This window comes from Enterobacter cloacae complex sp. XAL002 (genome assembly GCF_049236805.1).
GTDB classification, from domain to species: domain Bacteria; phylum Pseudomonadota; class Gammaproteobacteria; order Enterobacterales; family Enterobacteriaceae; genus Enterobacter; species Enterobacter intestinihominis.
Map to the genome: position 1 here is coordinate 36,067 of NZ_JBMKJN010000006.1, position 16,153 is coordinate 52,219.

General features: G+C 54.7%; 13 protein-coding genes. 3 read left to right on the top strand and 10 right to left on the bottom strand.

Annotation, left to right across the window (positions count from 1 at the left end; genetic code table 11):
* Nucleotides 1-10: 10 nt before the first annotated feature.
* From ACOT0L_RS07215 to pncB, 4 genes are all read right to left on the bottom strand, one after another.
* Nucleotides 11-1,201, bottom strand: coding sequence for an amino acid aminotransferase (locus ACOT0L_RS07215; RefSeq protein ID WP_023299734.1), 1,191 nt, complete (start codon nucleotides 1,199-1,201; stop codon nucleotides 11-13).
* A 184-nt stretch (nucleotides 1,202-1,385) separates the two neighbouring features.
* A complete protein-coding gene (gene ompF / locus ACOT0L_RS07220; protein ID WP_038415784.1) occupies nucleotides 1,386-2,444 on the bottom strand; it encodes a porin OmpF in 1,059 nt (352 codons plus the stop codon).
* 606 nt (nucleotides 2,445-3,050) lie between these two features.
* Complete coding sequence (asnS, locus tag ACOT0L_RS07225; protein WP_126502950.1) at nucleotides 3,051-4,451, bottom strand: asparagine--tRNA ligase; 1,401 nt, start codon at nucleotides 4,449-4,451, stop codon at nucleotides 3,051-3,053.
* Between the two features lie 168 nt (nucleotides 4,452-4,619).
* Nucleotides 4,620-5,822, bottom strand: a complete 1,203-nt coding sequence (gene pncB, locus ACOT0L_RS07230; protein WP_023299736.1) for a nicotinate phosphoribosyltransferase — start codon at nucleotides 5,820-5,822, stop codon at nucleotides 4,620-4,622.
* A gap of 253 nt (nucleotides 5,823-6,075) precedes the next feature.
* Here pncB and pepN point away from each other — a divergent pair, with 253 nt between their 5' ends.
* Entirely contained in the window at nucleotides 6,076-8,688 is a 2,613-nt protein-coding gene (gene pepN, locus ACOT0L_RS07235) for an aminopeptidase N (protein WP_126502949.1), read from the top strand.
* A gap of 89 nt (nucleotides 8,689-8,777) precedes the next feature.
* On the opposite strand, the gene ssuB is transcribed toward pepN, so the two are convergent.
* From ssuB to ssuE, 5 genes are read right to left on the bottom strand one after another with little or no spacing between them, the layout of a single operon-like run.
* Nucleotides 8,778-9,548 carry an aliphatic sulfonates ABC transporter ATP-binding protein gene (ssuB, locus tag ACOT0L_RS07240; RefSeq protein ID WP_126502948.1) on the bottom strand — a complete coding sequence of 257 codons (771 nt, stop codon included), beginning with the start codon at nucleotides 9,546-9,548 and terminating at the stop codon, nucleotides 8,778-8,780.
* Complete coding sequence (gene ssuC, locus ACOT0L_RS07245; protein ID WP_003858185.1) at nucleotides 9,545-10,336, bottom strand: aliphatic sulfonate ABC transporter permease SsuC; 792 nt, start codon at nucleotides 10,334-10,336, stop codon at nucleotides 9,545-9,547. The genes ssuB and ssuC overlap by 4 nt, the downstream gene beginning before the upstream one ends.
* 9 nt (nucleotides 10,337-10,345) lie before the next feature.
* Nucleotides 10,346-11,491: an FMNH2-dependent alkanesulfonate monooxygenase gene (gene ssuD, locus ACOT0L_RS07250; RefSeq protein WP_126490683.1), complete on the bottom strand. Its 1,146-nt coding sequence runs from the start codon at nucleotides 11,489-11,491 to the stop codon at nucleotides 10,346-10,348.
* Nucleotides 11,488-12,450: a sulfonate ABC transporter substrate-binding protein gene (locus tag ACOT0L_RS07255; RefSeq protein ID WP_126502947.1), complete on the bottom strand. Its 963-nt coding sequence runs from the start codon at nucleotides 12,448-12,450 to the stop codon at nucleotides 11,488-11,490. Before ACOT0L_RS07255 ends, ssuD begins: the two co-directional genes overlap by 4 nt.
* Complete coding sequence (gene ssuE / locus ACOT0L_RS07260; protein ID WP_022647647.1) at nucleotides 12,443-13,018, bottom strand: NADPH-dependent FMN reductase; 576 nt, start codon at nucleotides 13,016-13,018, stop codon at nucleotides 12,443-12,445. The genes ACOT0L_RS07255 and ssuE overlap by 8 nt, the downstream gene beginning before the upstream one ends.
* A 249-nt stretch (nucleotides 13,019-13,267) precedes the next feature.
* Between ssuE and pyrD the strand changes: the two genes are divergently transcribed.
* Together pyrD and zapC are read left to right on the top strand one after the other, a co-directional pair.
* Nucleotides 13,268-14,278 (top strand): quinone-dependent dihydroorotate dehydrogenase, encoded by a 1,011-nt coding sequence (gene pyrD, locus ACOT0L_RS07265; protein WP_023299739.1) that lies wholly within the window; start codon nucleotides 13,268-13,270, stop codon nucleotides 14,276-14,278.
* A 166-nt stretch (nucleotides 14,279-14,444) separates the two neighbouring features.
* Nucleotides 14,445-14,987: a cell division protein ZapC gene (gene zapC / locus ACOT0L_RS07270; protein ID WP_126502946.1), complete on the top strand. Its 543-nt coding sequence runs from the start codon at nucleotides 14,445-14,447 to the stop codon at nucleotides 14,985-14,987.
* On the opposite strand, the gene ACOT0L_RS07275 is transcribed toward zapC, so the two are convergent.
* The gene (locus ACOT0L_RS07275; RefSeq protein WP_058646078.1) at nucleotides 14,984-16,093 is read right to left on the bottom strand and encodes a YcbX family protein; all 1,110 of its coding nucleotides are present in this window, start codon (nucleotides 16,091-16,093) and stop codon (nucleotides 14,984-14,986) included. The genes zapC and ACOT0L_RS07275 overlap by 4 nt on opposite strands.
* Nucleotides 16,094-16,153 lie beyond the last annotated feature (60 nt).

The following is a 16,153-nucleotide window of genomic DNA, read 5'->3' on the forward strand; positions in this document are numbered from 1 at the left end:
TGGGTGCAGGTTACAGCACCGCGACAATGGCTTCGCACAGTGGCGCCATGTTGTCAGGCGTCATACCTGCAACGTTCACGCGGCCAGAGGCAACGGCATAGACGCCAAACTCTTCACGCAGGCGCAGCACCTGCTCTTTGGTCAGGCCGCTGAAGGAGAACATGCCGTTCTGCTTGATGATGAAGCTGAAGTCACGGTCGGCGCCTTTCTCAGCCAGCGTGTTCACAAACAGCAGACGCATGCGTTGAATGCGCTGACGCATATCGTTCAGCTCTTGTTCCCAGATTGCGCGCAGCGCATCGTTGCTCAGGATCGTCGCAACTACAGACGCACCGTGTGCCGGTGGGTTGGAGTAGTTAGCGCGGATCACGGACTTCATCTGGCTGAATGCGCGATCGACAGTTTGATCGTCTGCGGCCACCAGCGTACAGGCGCCGACACGCTCGTTATACAGACCAAAGTTCTTGGAATAGGAGCTTGCGACAATCAGCTCCTGATGGACGGCGGCGAATGCGCGCAGACCTTCAGCATCTTCTTCCAGACCACGGGCAAAGCCCTGGTAAGCGAAGTCGAACAGCGGCAGCCAGCCTTTTTCAACGGACAGCTTAGCCAGCTGTTCCCACTGTTCAAGCGTAGGATCGATACCAGTTGGGTTATGGCAGCAGCCATGGAACAGCACCACATCGCCCGCCTGGGCTTCGCTCAGGCTGGCCAGCAAACCATCGAAGTCCAGCGCATGGTTTGCCGCGTCATAGTAGGCGTATTCACGGACTTCCAGACCCGCAGAATTAAACACGCTCTTGTGGTTCGGCCAGCTTGGATTGCTTACCCAGACACGCTTCACAGAGGTGTTTTTCGCCAGGAAATCTGCCGCCACGCGCAGTGCGCCGGTACCGCCTGGGGTCTGCGCCGTGCGGGCGCGTTTTTCGCTCACAATGGTGCTGCCTTTGCCGAACAGCAGCTCCTGGGTGCAGCGACCAAATTCAGGGATACCATCAATACCGAGGTAGTTTTTGGTGGTTTCGTTTTCCAGCAGATACTGCTCAGCTTTTTTGACGCTGGTCAGTACCGGAGTTTTGCCGGTTTCATCTTTATATACACCAATACCCAGGTTGATTTTGCCAGGGCGGTCGTCGGCACGAAACAGATCGGCCAGGCCCAGAATTGGGTCGGCAGGAGCGGCAGTAATGTTCTCAAACATGACGAAGTTCCATTGTGATTACAGAAGTGAAATCCGCTATCAGGTTAACGGTAGATTTACAAAATGCCAACCGTTTGCGACGAAAAGCGTGCGGCTTTTCAAAAGTCGCTATTATTTTCTCTCGGGAATAAAAAAACAGGGCCGAAGCCCTGTTCATTAAGCATATAGCAACGAGGTGTGCTGATTAGAACTGGTAAACCAGACCCAGAGCCACGATGTCGTCGTTGTTGATGTTCAGCTTGTTGTCGTCTTTCAGCTGGTTGATCTGATAGTCAACATAGGTAGACATGTTTTTGTTGAAGTAGTAGGTCGCACCGATATCAACGTAGTTGATGTAGTCTTCGTCACCGATACCTTCTACGTCTTTCGCTTTAGATTTGTAGTAAGCGATGGATGGACGCAGGCCGAAATCGAACTGGTACTGAGCGACAACAGAGAAGTCCTGAGACTTGTTAGCGAAACCACGGCTGCCCAGGCGCGCTGCGTTACGCATTTCGCCATAAATGGCTGCCAGGTAGATGTTGTTCGCGTCGTATTTCAGGCCGGTTGCCCACTGTTCAGCTTTGTCGCCTTCACCCCATTCCAGCGTCTGCTGGTTGTTGGTACGGTCAGCGGCGCCATAAGCACCAACAATGCCGAAGCCTTCGTAGTCATAGCTCAGAGAGGTCGCCCAGCCGTCGCCGTTGGAACGTACTGCGTCATCACGTTCATTTTTGCCCAGGTACTGAACACCAAAGTTCAGACCGTCAACCAGGCCGAAGAAGTTGCTGTTACGGTAAGTCGCCAGACCACCCGTACGGCCTGCGAAGAAGTTATCGCTCGCGCCGGTGTCGCCGCCGAACTCAGGCAGCATATCGGTGATGCCGATTGCGTCATAGACCAGACCGTAGTTACGACCGTAGTCGAAGGAGCCTGCGTCACCAAATTTCAGACCTGCGAATGCCAGACGGGTTTTGTTGCCGTTCTGCGCATCGCCGCCTTCAGAGTTGTTACCCTGGAAGTTGTATTCCCACTGACCGTAGCCAGTCAGCTGATCGTTGATCTGAGTTTCACCTTTGAAGCCCAGACGCGCGTAAGTGTTGTCGCCATCGTTGCCCGCGTAATCAGAGAAGTAATGCAGGCCAACTGCTTTCCCGTAAAGATCTAATTTGTTGCCGTCTTTGTTATAGATTTCAGCAGCGTTTGCTGCACCGGCTACCAGCAGGGCAGGGACTACCACTGCCAGGATATTGCGCTTCATCATTATTTATTACCCTCATTGGTTTTTTTATGACACTCGCCACTGCCGTCAATAAATTCTGTCAATAAATATTTCCGGAACTATTGATGAGAGTTAGGTGTCTTTATGTGTCTGACAGGCATCTTTCCATTCATAGAACCGTTTCGCTACACTGAAAGTGCTACAATCTTCAAGATTCAGTTACCAAAAGAAAATATGTGTAACTAAATATGTATTTTTGGGAACTTTGTGAAGCACCTCAAACTTCAGCGCGTTCTGGTGAATTAAACCTCCGCTTTATTCTTATATATATGATTTCCTTATGTTTAATTTAGCTAAAGGTCTTTCGTATAAACAGAAGTTAAACGGCTCATTTTTTCTTATAATCGACAAAAGCCATCCAGATGGCTGTGAAAGTGGTTGTTTTTTGTGCTATTGCGTAAGGATTGTATTAAGCGCAATAAGAATAGGGTTATTTTTTTGTCTAAGGATATTTCGTGGAAACAAAACGTAACAGGTAGAGGGAATTGCGGGGTTGTGGTTTATAGACGCTTACTTTTGACTGACGAAAACTGACATTGCAGGATAAAATAATGGCCAGCATTTGCTGGCCATTAATGATTTGGTCGGTTAGAAACTTGCGTTACGCGGTGTGCGTGGGAACGGAATCACATCACGTACGTTCTGAACACCTGTTACGTAAGCAATCAGACGTTCGAAGCCCAGGCCAAAGCCAGAGTGCGGAACGGTGCCGTAACGACGGAGATCGCGATACCAGCTGTAGTCCGCCGGGTTCAGGCCCATCTCCTGCATACGCGCATCCAGTACATCCAGGCGCTCTTCACGCTGGGAGCCACCGATGATCTCACCGATGCCCGGCGCCAGAACATCCATCGCGGCAACGGTTTTACCATCTTCGTTAAGGCGCATATAGAACGCCTTAATGTCTTTCGGATAGTTTTTCACCACAACCGGTGCTTTGAAGTGCTTCTCTGCCAGATAACGTTCATGCTCGGAGGAGAGATCCACGCCCCAGTAAACCGGGTTTTCGAATTTCTCACCGCATTTTTCCAGGATAGCGACCGCGTCGGTGTAATCCACCTGCGCGAAGTCTGCGGAGACGAAGCGTTCAAGACGGGCGATGGCGTCGTTATCGACACGCTCAGCGAAGAATTTCATGTCGTCTGCGCGTTCTTCGAGAACGGCTTTGAACACGTATTTCAGCATCGCTTCTGCCAGGCCAGCCACGTCATTCAGATCGGCAAAGGCGACTTCCGGCTCCAGCATCCAGAATTCCGCCAGGTGACGGCTGGTGTTGGAGTTTTCCGCACGGAAGGTTGGGCCGAAGGTGTAGATCTTAGACAGCGCACAGGCGTAGGTTTCGCCGTTGAGCTGGCCGGAAACCGTCAGGAAGGCTTCTTTACCAAAGAAGTCTTTGTCGTAATCGACTTTTCCTTCCGGCGTACGTGGCAGGTTTTCCATATCCAGCGTTGAAACGCGGAACATTTCACCTGCGCCTTCGGTATCGGATGCCGTGATCAGCGGAGTAGACACCCAGAAGTAACCCTGCTCGTCAAAGAAGCGATGCAGCGCCTGCGCCAGCGTATGACGCACGCGCGCCACTGCACCAATCAGGTTGGTGCGCGGACGCAGGTGCGCAACTTCACGCAGATATTCGATGCTGTGACGCTTTGCAGCCATCGGATAGGTGTCCGGATCTTCAACCCAGCCGGTCACTTCCACCGAGGTCGCCTGAATTTCGTAGCTCTGACCCTGGCCCGGAGAGGCCACTACAACACCGGTGACGATCACGGAACAGCCGGTTGTCAGGTGCAGAACGTCATCATTGTAATTGGGCAGAGAATTATTAATGACGGCCTGTATAGGATCAAAGCAGGAACCGTCATAGACGGCGAGGAAGGAGATGCCAGCTTTAGAATCTCGGCGAGTACGCACCCATCCGCGCACGGTGACCTCCTGGTCAACGGCGACACGGCCCTGGAGTACGTCGGCTACAGGCACAACGCTCATAATATTCTCTCTGTTAATAGTCGGAAAAAATAAACACTTGTCCGCCCTGATAGGGGGGATATCTATGTTACCTGCCATCCGCTATCAGACAAGTAAATTTCACCGTCTTAAGAGAAGAAATAAGAAATTAATAAGAGAAGGGGAGCCATGAAGGCTCCCCCGAAGCCGTTAACTGGCTTTTTTAACCTGAGGCAGATCGAAGGCTTTACGTAATGCGCGGACAAACGCTTTGTCATGGCAGATGGTTTTGCCAGGGCTGTCGGAGAGCTTCGCGACCGGCTTACCGTTACATTCCACTAGCTTTATGACGATGTTCAGCGGTTTCACCTGGGGGATATCACAGGTTAAGCGCGTACCAATTCCGAAACTCAGGTTCACCCGCGATGAGAAGTGGCGATAAAGGTCGACGGCTTTCGCCAGGTCAAGGTTATCGGAGAAGACCAGCACCTTACTCATGGGATCGATACCCAGTTTTTCGTAATGGGCGATGGCTTTCTCACCCCATTCAACCGGGTCCCCGGAATCATGGCGCAAACCCTGGTAGCGTTCGGCAAACTCAGGGCCAAAGTCGCGCAGGAACGCGTCCATGGTAATGCAGTCGGTAAGGGCAATACCCAGCCGATCCGGGTATTCCTCAAGCCACGCGGCGAGGGCGGCGCGCTGGCTGTTGGCAAGGTCAGGGCTGATCTGCTGGTGCGCCTGGAACCATTCGTGCGCCTGGGTACCCATCGGCGTTAAATCAAGGCGACGCGCCAGATCGTAGTTACTGGTGCCAACGAACCACGGCTCCTGTTGCAGACGTCTGACAATGGCTTCCTGAACCTCGCGAGAGAAGCGGCGGCGCGTGCCAAAGTCCATCAGACGGAAGCGGGACATATCCAGCCCTTCTGTCAGTCTGGAAAACTCAACGAGTTTATTCTCCAGAGCGGCAACCGCCTGCGTTACACCGGTTTCAGGGGAGCGATAGCGGTGGGCCAGCTCGCTGATCACGGCCAGAAGCGGCACTTCCCACATGATCACTTCGCGCCACGGGCCGGTCAGACGAATGTCCAGCTTGCCGTTATCATTGGTGACGGTGACCTGTTCCGGCTTATAGCGGAACTCACGCAGCCAGTTCAGATAGTCCGCTTTAAAGAAAGGCAGGCCTGAAAGCCACTGATATTCGTCATCGGTGAGCGCCAGATGCTGCATGGCATCGACCTGTTCACGAATGGAATCTGCGTAGATACCCAGCAAGTCGTCACCCCGGCAGCGAAATTCCGCCGCAACATGAACATCATGATAGTGGTGAAACACGGCTTGCTGCATATGCAGCTTGTACGCGTCGGTATCCAGCAACGTATGCAGAACCGGAGAAGCGAATTGAGTCATAGGTGCGCTGTAGCATCCTCTCACGGGAGCGTTTAGTACAATAAACAACTCCGGAGTATACCCTGTTTAGTGATTTATTGAACCCCGATCACAACATAAGCACACTTTATGGTCGAGCGCATTTCGTGCCCCGTGTTATAAAAATGTAGCAAAAACGGCGTTGTGCCTGAAAAGATGAACATTCTGCATAGCGCGTTTTACACAACCGGAATATATTGAATCGTTACTCGACAAACGATGCATAAGGTTTTCTATGACACAACAGCCACAAGCTAAATACCGCCACGACTACCGTGCGCCGGATTACCTGATAAGCGATATCGATCTGACCTTCGACCTGGATGCCACAAAAACCGTCGTGACGGCGGTAAGCCAGGTGACGCGCCAGAGCGCGACAGCCGTGCCGCTGCGTCTGGATGGTGAAGACCTGACGCTGGTTTCCCTGCATATTAATGATGAAGCCTGGTCAGACTATAAAGAAGAAGGCAACCAGCTGGTCATCGACAACCTGCCGGAACGCTTTACCCTGCGCATCGTGAATGAAATCAGCCCTGCCGCCAATACCGCGCTGGAAGGGCTTTACCAGTCAGGCGTAGCCCTGTGCACCCAATGTGAAGCCGAAGGGTTCCGCCACATTACCTGGTATCTGGATCGCCCGGACGTCCTGGCGCGCTTTACCACCAAAATTATTGCCGACAAAACGCTGTACCCGTACCTGCTTTCCAACGGCAACCGGATTGGTGAAGGGGAACTGGAGAATGGCCGTCACTGGGTACAGTGGCAGGATCCGTTCCCTAAACCATGCTATCTGTTTGCGCTGGTGGCGGGCGATTTCGATGTTCTGCGCGACACCTTTAAAACGCGCTCTGGCCGTGAAGTCGCGCTGGAGCTGTTCGTGGACCGTGGCAACCTTGACCGCGCCCCGTGGGCCATGACTTCCCTCATCAACTCCATGAAGTGGGATGAAACGCGCTTTGGCCTCGAATATGACCTCGACATCTATATGATCGTTGCTGTCGATTTCTTCAATATGGGCGCGATGGAGAATAAAGGTCTTAACATCTTCAACTCCAAATACGTGCTGGCGCGTACCGATACCGCAACGGATAAAGATTACCTTGATATCGAACGCGTTATCGGCCACGAATATTTCCATAACTGGACCGGGAACCGCGTCACCTGCCGCGACTGGTTCCAGCTGAGCCTGAAAGAGGGCTTAACCGTCTTCCGCGATCAGGAGTTCAGCTCCGATCTGGGATCGCGGGCAGTGAACCGCATCAACAACGTGCGCACCATGCGTGGTCTGCAATTTGCAGAAGATGCCAGTCCAATGGCCCATCCGATCCGCCCGGATAAAGTCATTGAGATGAATAACTTCTACACCCTGACGGTGTACGAAAAAGGCGCTGAAATTATCCGCATGATCCACACCCTGCTGGGCGAAGCGAATTTCCAGAAAGGGATGCAGCTTTACTTCGAGCGTCATGACGGCAGTGCGGCCACCTGCGACGATTTCGTCCAGGCGATGGAAGACGCCTCTAACGTGGATCTGTCTCATTTCCGCCGCTGGTACAGCCAGGCCGGTACGCCGATTGTGACGGTCAAAGACGACTACAACCCGGAAACTGAGCAGTACACGCTGACCATCAGCCAGCGCACACCGCCAACGGCGGAGCAGGAAGAGAAACATCCGCTGCACATTCCGTTCAGCGTTGAGCTGTACGACAACGAAGGCAACGTGATCCCGCTACAGAAGGGCGGTCACCCGGTGCATAACGTGCTGAACGTGACCCAGGCAGAGCAGACCTTTATCTTCGATAACGTCTATTTCCAGCCTGTTCCTGCCCTGCTGTGCGAGTTCTCCGCGCCGGTGAAACTCGAATACAAGTGGAGCGATCAGCAGCTGACGTTCCTGATGCGTCACGCGCGCAACGATTTCTCGCGCTGGGATGCGGCACAAAGCCTGCTGGCGACCTACATCAAGCTGAACGTGAACCGTTACCAGCAGGGCCAGCCGCTGACGCTGCCGGTTCATGTGGCAGACGCGTTCCGTGCCATCCTGCTGGATGAGAATATTGACCCGGCGCTGGCGGCTGAAATTTTGACGCTGCCGTCCGCGACTGAAATCGCCGAGCTGTTTGACATCATCGACCCCATTGCGATCGTCGCCGTGCGTGAAGCGCTGACCCGCACGCTGGCGACCGAGCTGGCGGACGAGTTCCTGGCGATTTACAACGCCAACAAGCTGGACGCGTATCGGGTGGAACATGCGGATATCGGTAAACGTTCCCTGCGCAATACCTGCCTGCGCTATCTGGCGTTTGGTGAGGCAGAGCTGGCGAACACGCTGGTCAGCAAGCAGTACCACGAAGCCGATAACATGACGGATGCGCTGGCTGCGCTGGCCGCAAGCGTTGCCGCCGAGCTGCCGTGCCGCGATGCGCTGATGCAGGAGTACGACGACAGGTGGCATCAGGATGGTCTGGTGATGGACAAGTGGTTCATTCTTCAGGCCACCAGCCCGGCAGCCGATGCGCTCAGCAACGTACGCAGCCTGCTGAAGCACCGTTCGTTCACCATGAGCAACCCGAACCGCGTCCGCTCCCTGATTGGCGCGTTTGCCAGCAGCAACCCGGCCGCGTTCCATGCTGAAGACGGCAGCGGTTATCAGTTCATGGTTGAAATGCTGACCGAGCTGAACAGCCGTAACCCGCAGGTGGCGTCTCGTCTGATTGAGCCGCTGATCCGCCTGAAACGCTACGATGCGCAGCGTCAGGCGAAAATGCGTGCCGCAATTGAGCAGCTGAAAGGGCTGGAAAATTTGTCTGGCGATCTGTACGAGAAGATTACAAAGGCGCTGGCCTGATGTAAAAAAGCCCGGTGGCGCTTCGCTTACCGGGCCTACGATTTGCCCTTGCGCCGTGCTCCCTGTTGAAGAGGGCCGGGGTGAGGGCATCAGGCATTAGCCTTTATCCGCTGAATCTCCGCTTCTCCACGTTTCATCACTCTATCCAGCACTTCCGCCTCCAGCTCCGCCAGTCTGGCCGATCCCACCCTGCGAGGACGTGGAATATCCACCGTCAGATCCAGACCAATTTTACCCTCTTCTATTAACAGCACCCTGTCTGCCATTGCCACAGCTTCGCTTACGTCATGCGTCACCAGCAGTACCGTAAAGCCGTGCGTCTGCCAGAGGGTTTCAATCAGATCCTGCATCTCGATCCGCGTCAGGGCATCAAGCGCGCCGAGCGGTTCATCAAGCAGCAGCAGGCCGGGACGATGAATCAGCGCGCGTGCCAGGGCCACGCGCTGCTTTTGTCCACCCGACAGGGCCGCAGGCCACTCTCCCGCGCGATTCTCCAGCCCGACGGCGACGAGTGCCTGCCGGGCATCCTCCCGCCAGCTACCCTTCAGGCCCAGCCCGACGTTATCCATCACCGTTTTCCACGGCAGCAGACGCGCGTCCTGAAACATCATGCGCGTATCATCCTGAATCGTGGACAGCGGCGTGGTGCCTGCCAGAATGTCACCGCTGTTTGGCGCCTCCAGCCCGGCTAAAAGACGCAGCAGGGTACTCTTGCCGCCACCGCTGCGGCCAACAACGGCCACAAACTGTCCGGCAGGAATATGCAGATCCAGTGCATTCAGAATAGTGTTATCACCGTAGCGTTTGGTCACGCCGTTCAGCAGTAACGGTGTTCCCTGGTTCAGTCGTGCAGTATTCATGCTTTCGCCTCCTGAGCAGTGTAGGCCGGGTTCCAGCGCAGCCAGCTACGTTCCAGCCACTGGGCGCTGACGTCCGCAAGTTTGCCAAGCAGGGCATAAAGGATAATGGCAACCACCACCACGTCCGTTTGCAGGAACTCGCGGGCGTTCATCGCCAGATAACCAATGCCGGAGTTGGCCGAAATGGTTTCCGCCACAATGAGGGTTAGCCACATCAGGCCGAGCGCAAAACGCACCCCAACCATAATGGAGGGCAGGGCGCCCGGCAGGATCACATGGGTAAACAGGGCAAAACCTGACAGGCCATAGCTGCGGGCCATCTCAACCAGACCGCGATCGATATTGCGGATCCCATGCCAGGTATTGATATAAATCGGGAATAATGTTCCCAGCGCCACGAGGAAAATTTTGGCGCTCTCATCAATGCCAAACCACAGGATAACCAGCGGAATAAGCGCCAGATGCGGCACGTTACGCAGCATTTGAACGGAGGTATCCAGCAGCCGCTCACCCCAGCGGGACAGGCCGCTGATCAGCCCCAGCGTCAGGCCGATGCTCCCGCCAATCGAAAAGCCGATTACCGCGCGCCAGGAGCTGATGGCAAGATGTTGCCACAGCTCACCGCTGGCGCTTAGCGACCAGAACGCTTCCACAACGCCCTCCGGAGAGGGCAAAATACGGCTCGACAGCCAGCCAGTTGAAGACGCCAGTTGCCAGACGAGGACAATGCCGACGGGCAGAAACCACGGCGCGGCGCGCAGCAGCCATTTTTGTGCGGTTGCAGACATGGTGGCTCCTTAACTTTGCGCGACTTTTCTCGGGATAAACGCATTCGCCACGGCTTCGCCCTGCAACTGAAGCTGACGTGGCTGCGGAATTTCCGGGATAGCGACATCCAGGTGCGGGAAGAGCAGTTCACCCACCTTGTAGGCCTCCTCCAGATGCGGGTAGCCAGACAGGATAAAGCTGTCGATCCCCAGCGCCGCGTATTCATTAATGCGTGCCGCTACGGTTGGACCGTCGCCGACCAGCGCCGTACCGGCGCCGCCACGCACCAGACCCACCCCGGCCCACAGGTTCGGGCTGATCTCAAGATTTTCACGCTTGCCGTTGTGCAGGGAGGCCATTCGGTGTTGGCCCACTGAGTCGGTTTTGGCAAACGCCGCCTGTGCTTTGGCGATAGTGTCGTCGTCCAGATGAGCGATCAGACGGTCGGCAGCTTGCCAGGCCTCGTCGTTGGTTTCGCGTACGATCACGTGCAGGCGAATGCCGAAGCGCACCGTACGGCCATGTTCTGCGGCTTTGGCGCGTACCTGAGCAACTTTCTCTTTAACCAGCTCCGGTGGCTCGCCCCAGGTCAGATAGAGATCGACCTGCTCAGCCGCCAGCTCCTGCGCCACGTCCGACGATCCGCCGAAATAAAGGGGAGGGCGCGGCTGTTGTACCGGCGGGAAGTAGAGTTGCGCATCGCGAACGTGGATATGTTTTCCTTCGAAGGTGACGGTTTCCCCTTCCAGCAGACGTCGCCAGACGCGGGTGAACTCTGCGGAGGCTTCATAGCGCTCGGTATGATCGAGAAAAACGCCATCGCCCGCCAGCTCCTGCGGATCGCTGCCCGTCACCAGATTGAACAGCGCGCGGCCGTTGGAGAGCCTGTCCAGCGTTGCCGCCTGGCGTGCCGCGACGGTGGGCGACACCACGCTTGGGCGCAAGGCTACCAGGAATTTCAGGCGCTGGGTGACGGGGATCATCGACGCGGCAACCAGCCACGCGTCCTCACATGAACGGCCCGTCGGGATCAGCACCCCGGTAAAACCGATGCTGTCTGCCGCCTGGGCGATCTGCTGTAGATAGCCGTGATCGACCGGGCGGGCGCCTTCTTCTGTGCCAAGATAGTGTCCATCACCGTGGGTGGGTAAAAACCAGAAAAGATTCAGACTCATGATTTTTTTCCTTCAATGCCAGCGGGTTGCCAGATGCGTTCGCGAATATTCACCTGCTTTGGAACCAGGCGGTTTTGATAAAAGAGGTCTGCCGTTTGCTGCTGGAGGGCGGCAACGTGGGCGTCAACCGGCGCTATGGTGGTGGGAGGACGGTGGTCAAGATAGGTGGCGATCACCGGTTCAGGCAGGCCCATGGTTTTTGCCAGTAGCGTGATGCTCTGCTGACGCTGGCTTTGGGTCAGCGCATCGGCCTGAGAGAAGGTATCCAGCACCTGCTGAATAAATGCGCCATTTCTTTCAGCGTAAGGACGTGCCGCCAGGTAGAACGAACCGGTTTGTTTCAGGGTGGTGCCGTCTTTCAGCACCCGCACACCGCCCTGCAACAGTGCGGCGGAGTAGTACGGATCCCAGATAGCCCAGGCATCAACATTTTTTTGCTGAAACGCCGCGCGCGCATCGGCAGGCGTCAGGTAAACGGGCTGGATATCGGTGAATTTAAGGCCGGCCTCCCGCAACGCGCGCAGCAGCAGGTTGTGCGAGCTGGAACCTTTCTGGAAAGCAACCTTATGACCTTTGAGATCGGCGACGCTTTTGATCTCGCTGTTTTCCGGCACCAAAATAACCTCTGCCTTCGGCTTGGCGGGCTCAACGCCAACGTAAACCAGATCCGCCCCGGCCGCCTGGGCAAAGATCGGCGGGATATCGCCGGTGCTGCCTAAATCAATACTCCCGACGTTCAGCGCCTCCAGCATCTGCGGTCCGGCAGGGAACTCGACCCATGAGAATTTGGTCTGCGGGAAACGCTTCTCCAGCAACGCATGGCTTTTCGCCAGCACCATGCTGACGCTGCCTTTCTGATAACCGATACGCAGGCTCTCCGGCGTTTTCTCCGCCGCCTGAGCCAGCGATGCCACTGCCAGCAGACCTGCCAGCCCGATACGGGTAACTGTTTTAAACATGCGCCACTCCTTGTGATTGATGAAATGCCGCCGCGTGGCGATCCCGACGATTAAGGGCGTGCCAGAATGTTTCAAGCGCGCTGTCGAGGCGGGTTTGCAGATTCGGCGTGAAATGCGGTTTATGCTGGTAGTCGATTACCTGTGAGTCGTCAGCGAAGACGCCATGCAGGATCTCCTGCGCTTTCAGCGCGTTCAGAACCGGCTTGAGGGCATAATCCACCGCCAGTAAATGGGCTACCGTACCGCCTGTGGCCAGCGGCAGGACGACCTTACCGTCCAGCGCGCGCTCGGGCAGCAGATCGAGCAGCGTTTTCAGTGCACCGGAAAAAGAGGCTTTATAAATTGGTGTCGCGACGACCAACCCGTCAGCACGCTTAAGTTGTTCGATCAGGGTTTTCAGCGCCGGGCTGTCGAAACGGGCGTAGAGCAGATCTTCAGGCGCGAAATTGTGCAAATTCCAGTGACACACTTCGACATCCAGAGCATTAAGCTTTTCGCGAGCGTATTCCAGCAGTGCGCTGGATCGAGAGGGGAAGCGGGGGCTTCCGGCCAGGGTAATGACGCGCATGGTTGCTCCTTATAACTAATTGTTTGCTTTTATCTAACATTCATAACAATTTTCAGGAGTGTGACATTGCGTGGTTATTCCACTAAATGATTTATCCTCAGGATGAATGCAGAAAAAAGCATAAGAAGCGAACCGATAAGTAAACGATTGCGTTTTACATGGCTTTTTTTGCCACAGGTCAATTCCCTTTCCGGGCGGGATCGCACATAATCCCCTCCCGGTTTGCACACCGGGAATCCAGGAGAGTTCATGTACTACCCCTTCGTTCGTAAAGCCCTTTTCCAGCTCGATCCTGAGCGCGCTCATGAATTTACATTTCAGCAGTTACGTCGTATTACAGGAACGCCTCTGGCCGCGCTGGTGCGTCAAAACGTGCCGGAAAAACCTGTCCAATGCATGGGCCTGACGTTCAAAAATCCACTGGGCCTTGCGGCCGGTCTGGACAAAAATGGCGAATGCATTGATGCACTCGGCGCGATGGGCTTTGGCTCGATCGAAATCGGGACAGTGACGCCGCGTCCGCAGCCGGGAAATGACAAGCCACGTCTGTTCCGCCTGGTTGAAGCCGAGGGGCTGATCAACCGCATGGGCTTTAATAACCTTGGCGTCGATCATCTGGTTGAGAACGTTAAGAAAGCCCATTTTGATGGTGTGCTGGGTATTAATATTGGCAAAAATAAAGACACGCCCGTCGAGCAGGGTAAAGATGACTATCTGATTTGTATGGAAAAAGTCTATGCCTATGCCGGTTATATCGCGGTGAATATATCCTCGCCTAACACCCCAGGGCTGCGTTCATTACAATATGGCGAAGCGCTCGACGATCTTCTTGGCGCCATTAAAAATAAACAAACGGCACTACAGGCGATCCACCATAAATATGTTCCGGTCGCGGTTAAGATCGCCCCGGATCTTTCGGCAGAAGAATTGATCCAGGTTGCCGACAGTTTAGTTCGCCATAATATTGATGGTGTGATTGCGACCAATACAACGCTCGATCGCTCCCTCGTCCAGGGAATGAAAAACTGTGACGAAGCGGGTGGATTAAGTGGCCGTCCGGTACAATTAAAAAGCACCGAAATTATTCGCGCACTCTCCGCGGAATTAAAAGGCCAGCTGCCGATTATTGGCGTGGGTGGCATTGACTCCGTCATCGCTGCACGTGAGAAGATGGCGGCAGGGGCTTCACTGGTGCAAATTTATTCCGGCTTTATTTTTAAAGGGCCGCCATTGATTAAAGAAATTGTCACGCATATCTAATCTTTTCTCTTAATCAGACAACCAGGGCTTTATTTCCAGCCCTGGTTGTTTTATATTCCGTCATTGTTGCTTATTTAGACATTATAGTCTTTTATTACTAGTGTTATAAGCGAAGCGGCAAACAGGACATTTTTAGTACAGGACGTTTTGGGGACGGGAGAGAAACATGCGAATTAAACCTGACGATAACTGGCGCTGGTATTTTTGTGACGAGCATGACCGTATGATGCTCGACTTAGCCAATGGCATGTTGTTTCGCTCTCGTTTTGCGCGCCGAATGTTAACGCCAGACGCGTTTGCTCCCTCAGGCTTTTGCGTTGACGACGCTGCACTCTATTTCTCTTTTGAAGAAAAATACCGCGACTTCAATCTCTCCAAAGAACAGCGCGCTGAACTGGTACTAAATGCGCTGGTGGCGATCCGTTTCCTGAAACCACAAATGCCGAAAAGCTGGCATTTCCTCGCGCACGGTATGAGCTGGACCCCGGCTATCGGCGATGCGGCCAGCGTCAATCTGAGCGATACCGAAGAAGAGGTGAATTTGCTGGTGGTTGAACCCGGTGAAAACGCTGCGCTCTGTTTGCTGGCCCAACCCGGCGTGACCATTGCCGGGCGAGTCATGCAGTTAGGTGATGCCATCAAAGTGATGAATGACAGGCTGAAGCCTCAGCTGCGCGTCGATTCCTTCAGCCTCGAACAGGCGGTTTAAGCTTCCAGCTGTACGGATGTTTTCGGTACACAGCTACAGCACAGGATCGTGCCGTCACTGCCAATCGCAGATTTCTTCAGGGCACTCACTTCACCATCGACCAGTTTAATGCGACAGCATCCGCAAATCCCCGCGCGACAGGAATAAGGTACGCGGATACCCGCCTGCTCCAGCTGTTCCAGTAGCACCTGCTGATTGTTACCACGAATAACTTTGCCTTCCCAGTGAATATCCACCGCGGAAGCGACGTTGGTGACAACGTCAACCATTTCTTCTTCCTGGCCTGCGCCGTACACTCTTGCAGGCCCGCGGGTAAGAATTTCGACCTCGTCGCCCACGCGGATTACGCCGCTGGAGCGGGGGATCAGGTTCTGGCCGAAGTCGACATCACCGTTATCCTGCGCGGTACGAAATGACTGCAAGGTTTTCAGCGGTTCGCCGGAAGGGTGTTTCTGGCCTTTCTCCGGGCTGACGGTGGTAAAAATACAGCGGCTGCACGGCTTCACGACATCAAAGATAACGCTGCCGATGCGGATCACTTTCCAGGTATCTTCATCCCAGGCATCCGCTCCGGTCACCACCAGATTCGGGCGAAACTGCTCCATCTGCACGCTGGCTTTGCAACGGGTTTGTAAATCACGCAGCGAGGCCTCGCTGGTCAGCAGGAAGGGAAAACCATCCGCAAAGGAGAGGGGAACCGCGTCGTGGCGTTTCACGCGACGAGTCAGCGCAGGCCCAACCCAGCGCAGCTGAACGTCACGTGAGAAAAAGCCGCTCAGCCACTGGTTAATGTTATCCGGCGCGATACGCGCGGTAAAATGATTGCCCCACACTTCCGTTGGCGCTTCAACCGGCGCAAAATCAGCAAAGCGGATCACGACGCTTGAACCGTCTGGCGCGGTCAAATGCAATCCGTCATGAAGCGGGGAAGGCGTAAAGCGAACCATCTGCGGGAACTGACGTGCGGTGATGAACTTACCGTCAGGCTCGGTGATCATAAAAATACGATCGAAGGCGAATCCGCTCATATCGGCCAGCGCGTGCGTCACGCCGATACCACGCATGGATTTCACCGGATGAATAAAAAGCCTGGATAACGTCGCCACTGCACACTCCCGCTAAATAAAATAAGCCTTCAACTTTATGACATACACGCCATATTAGCT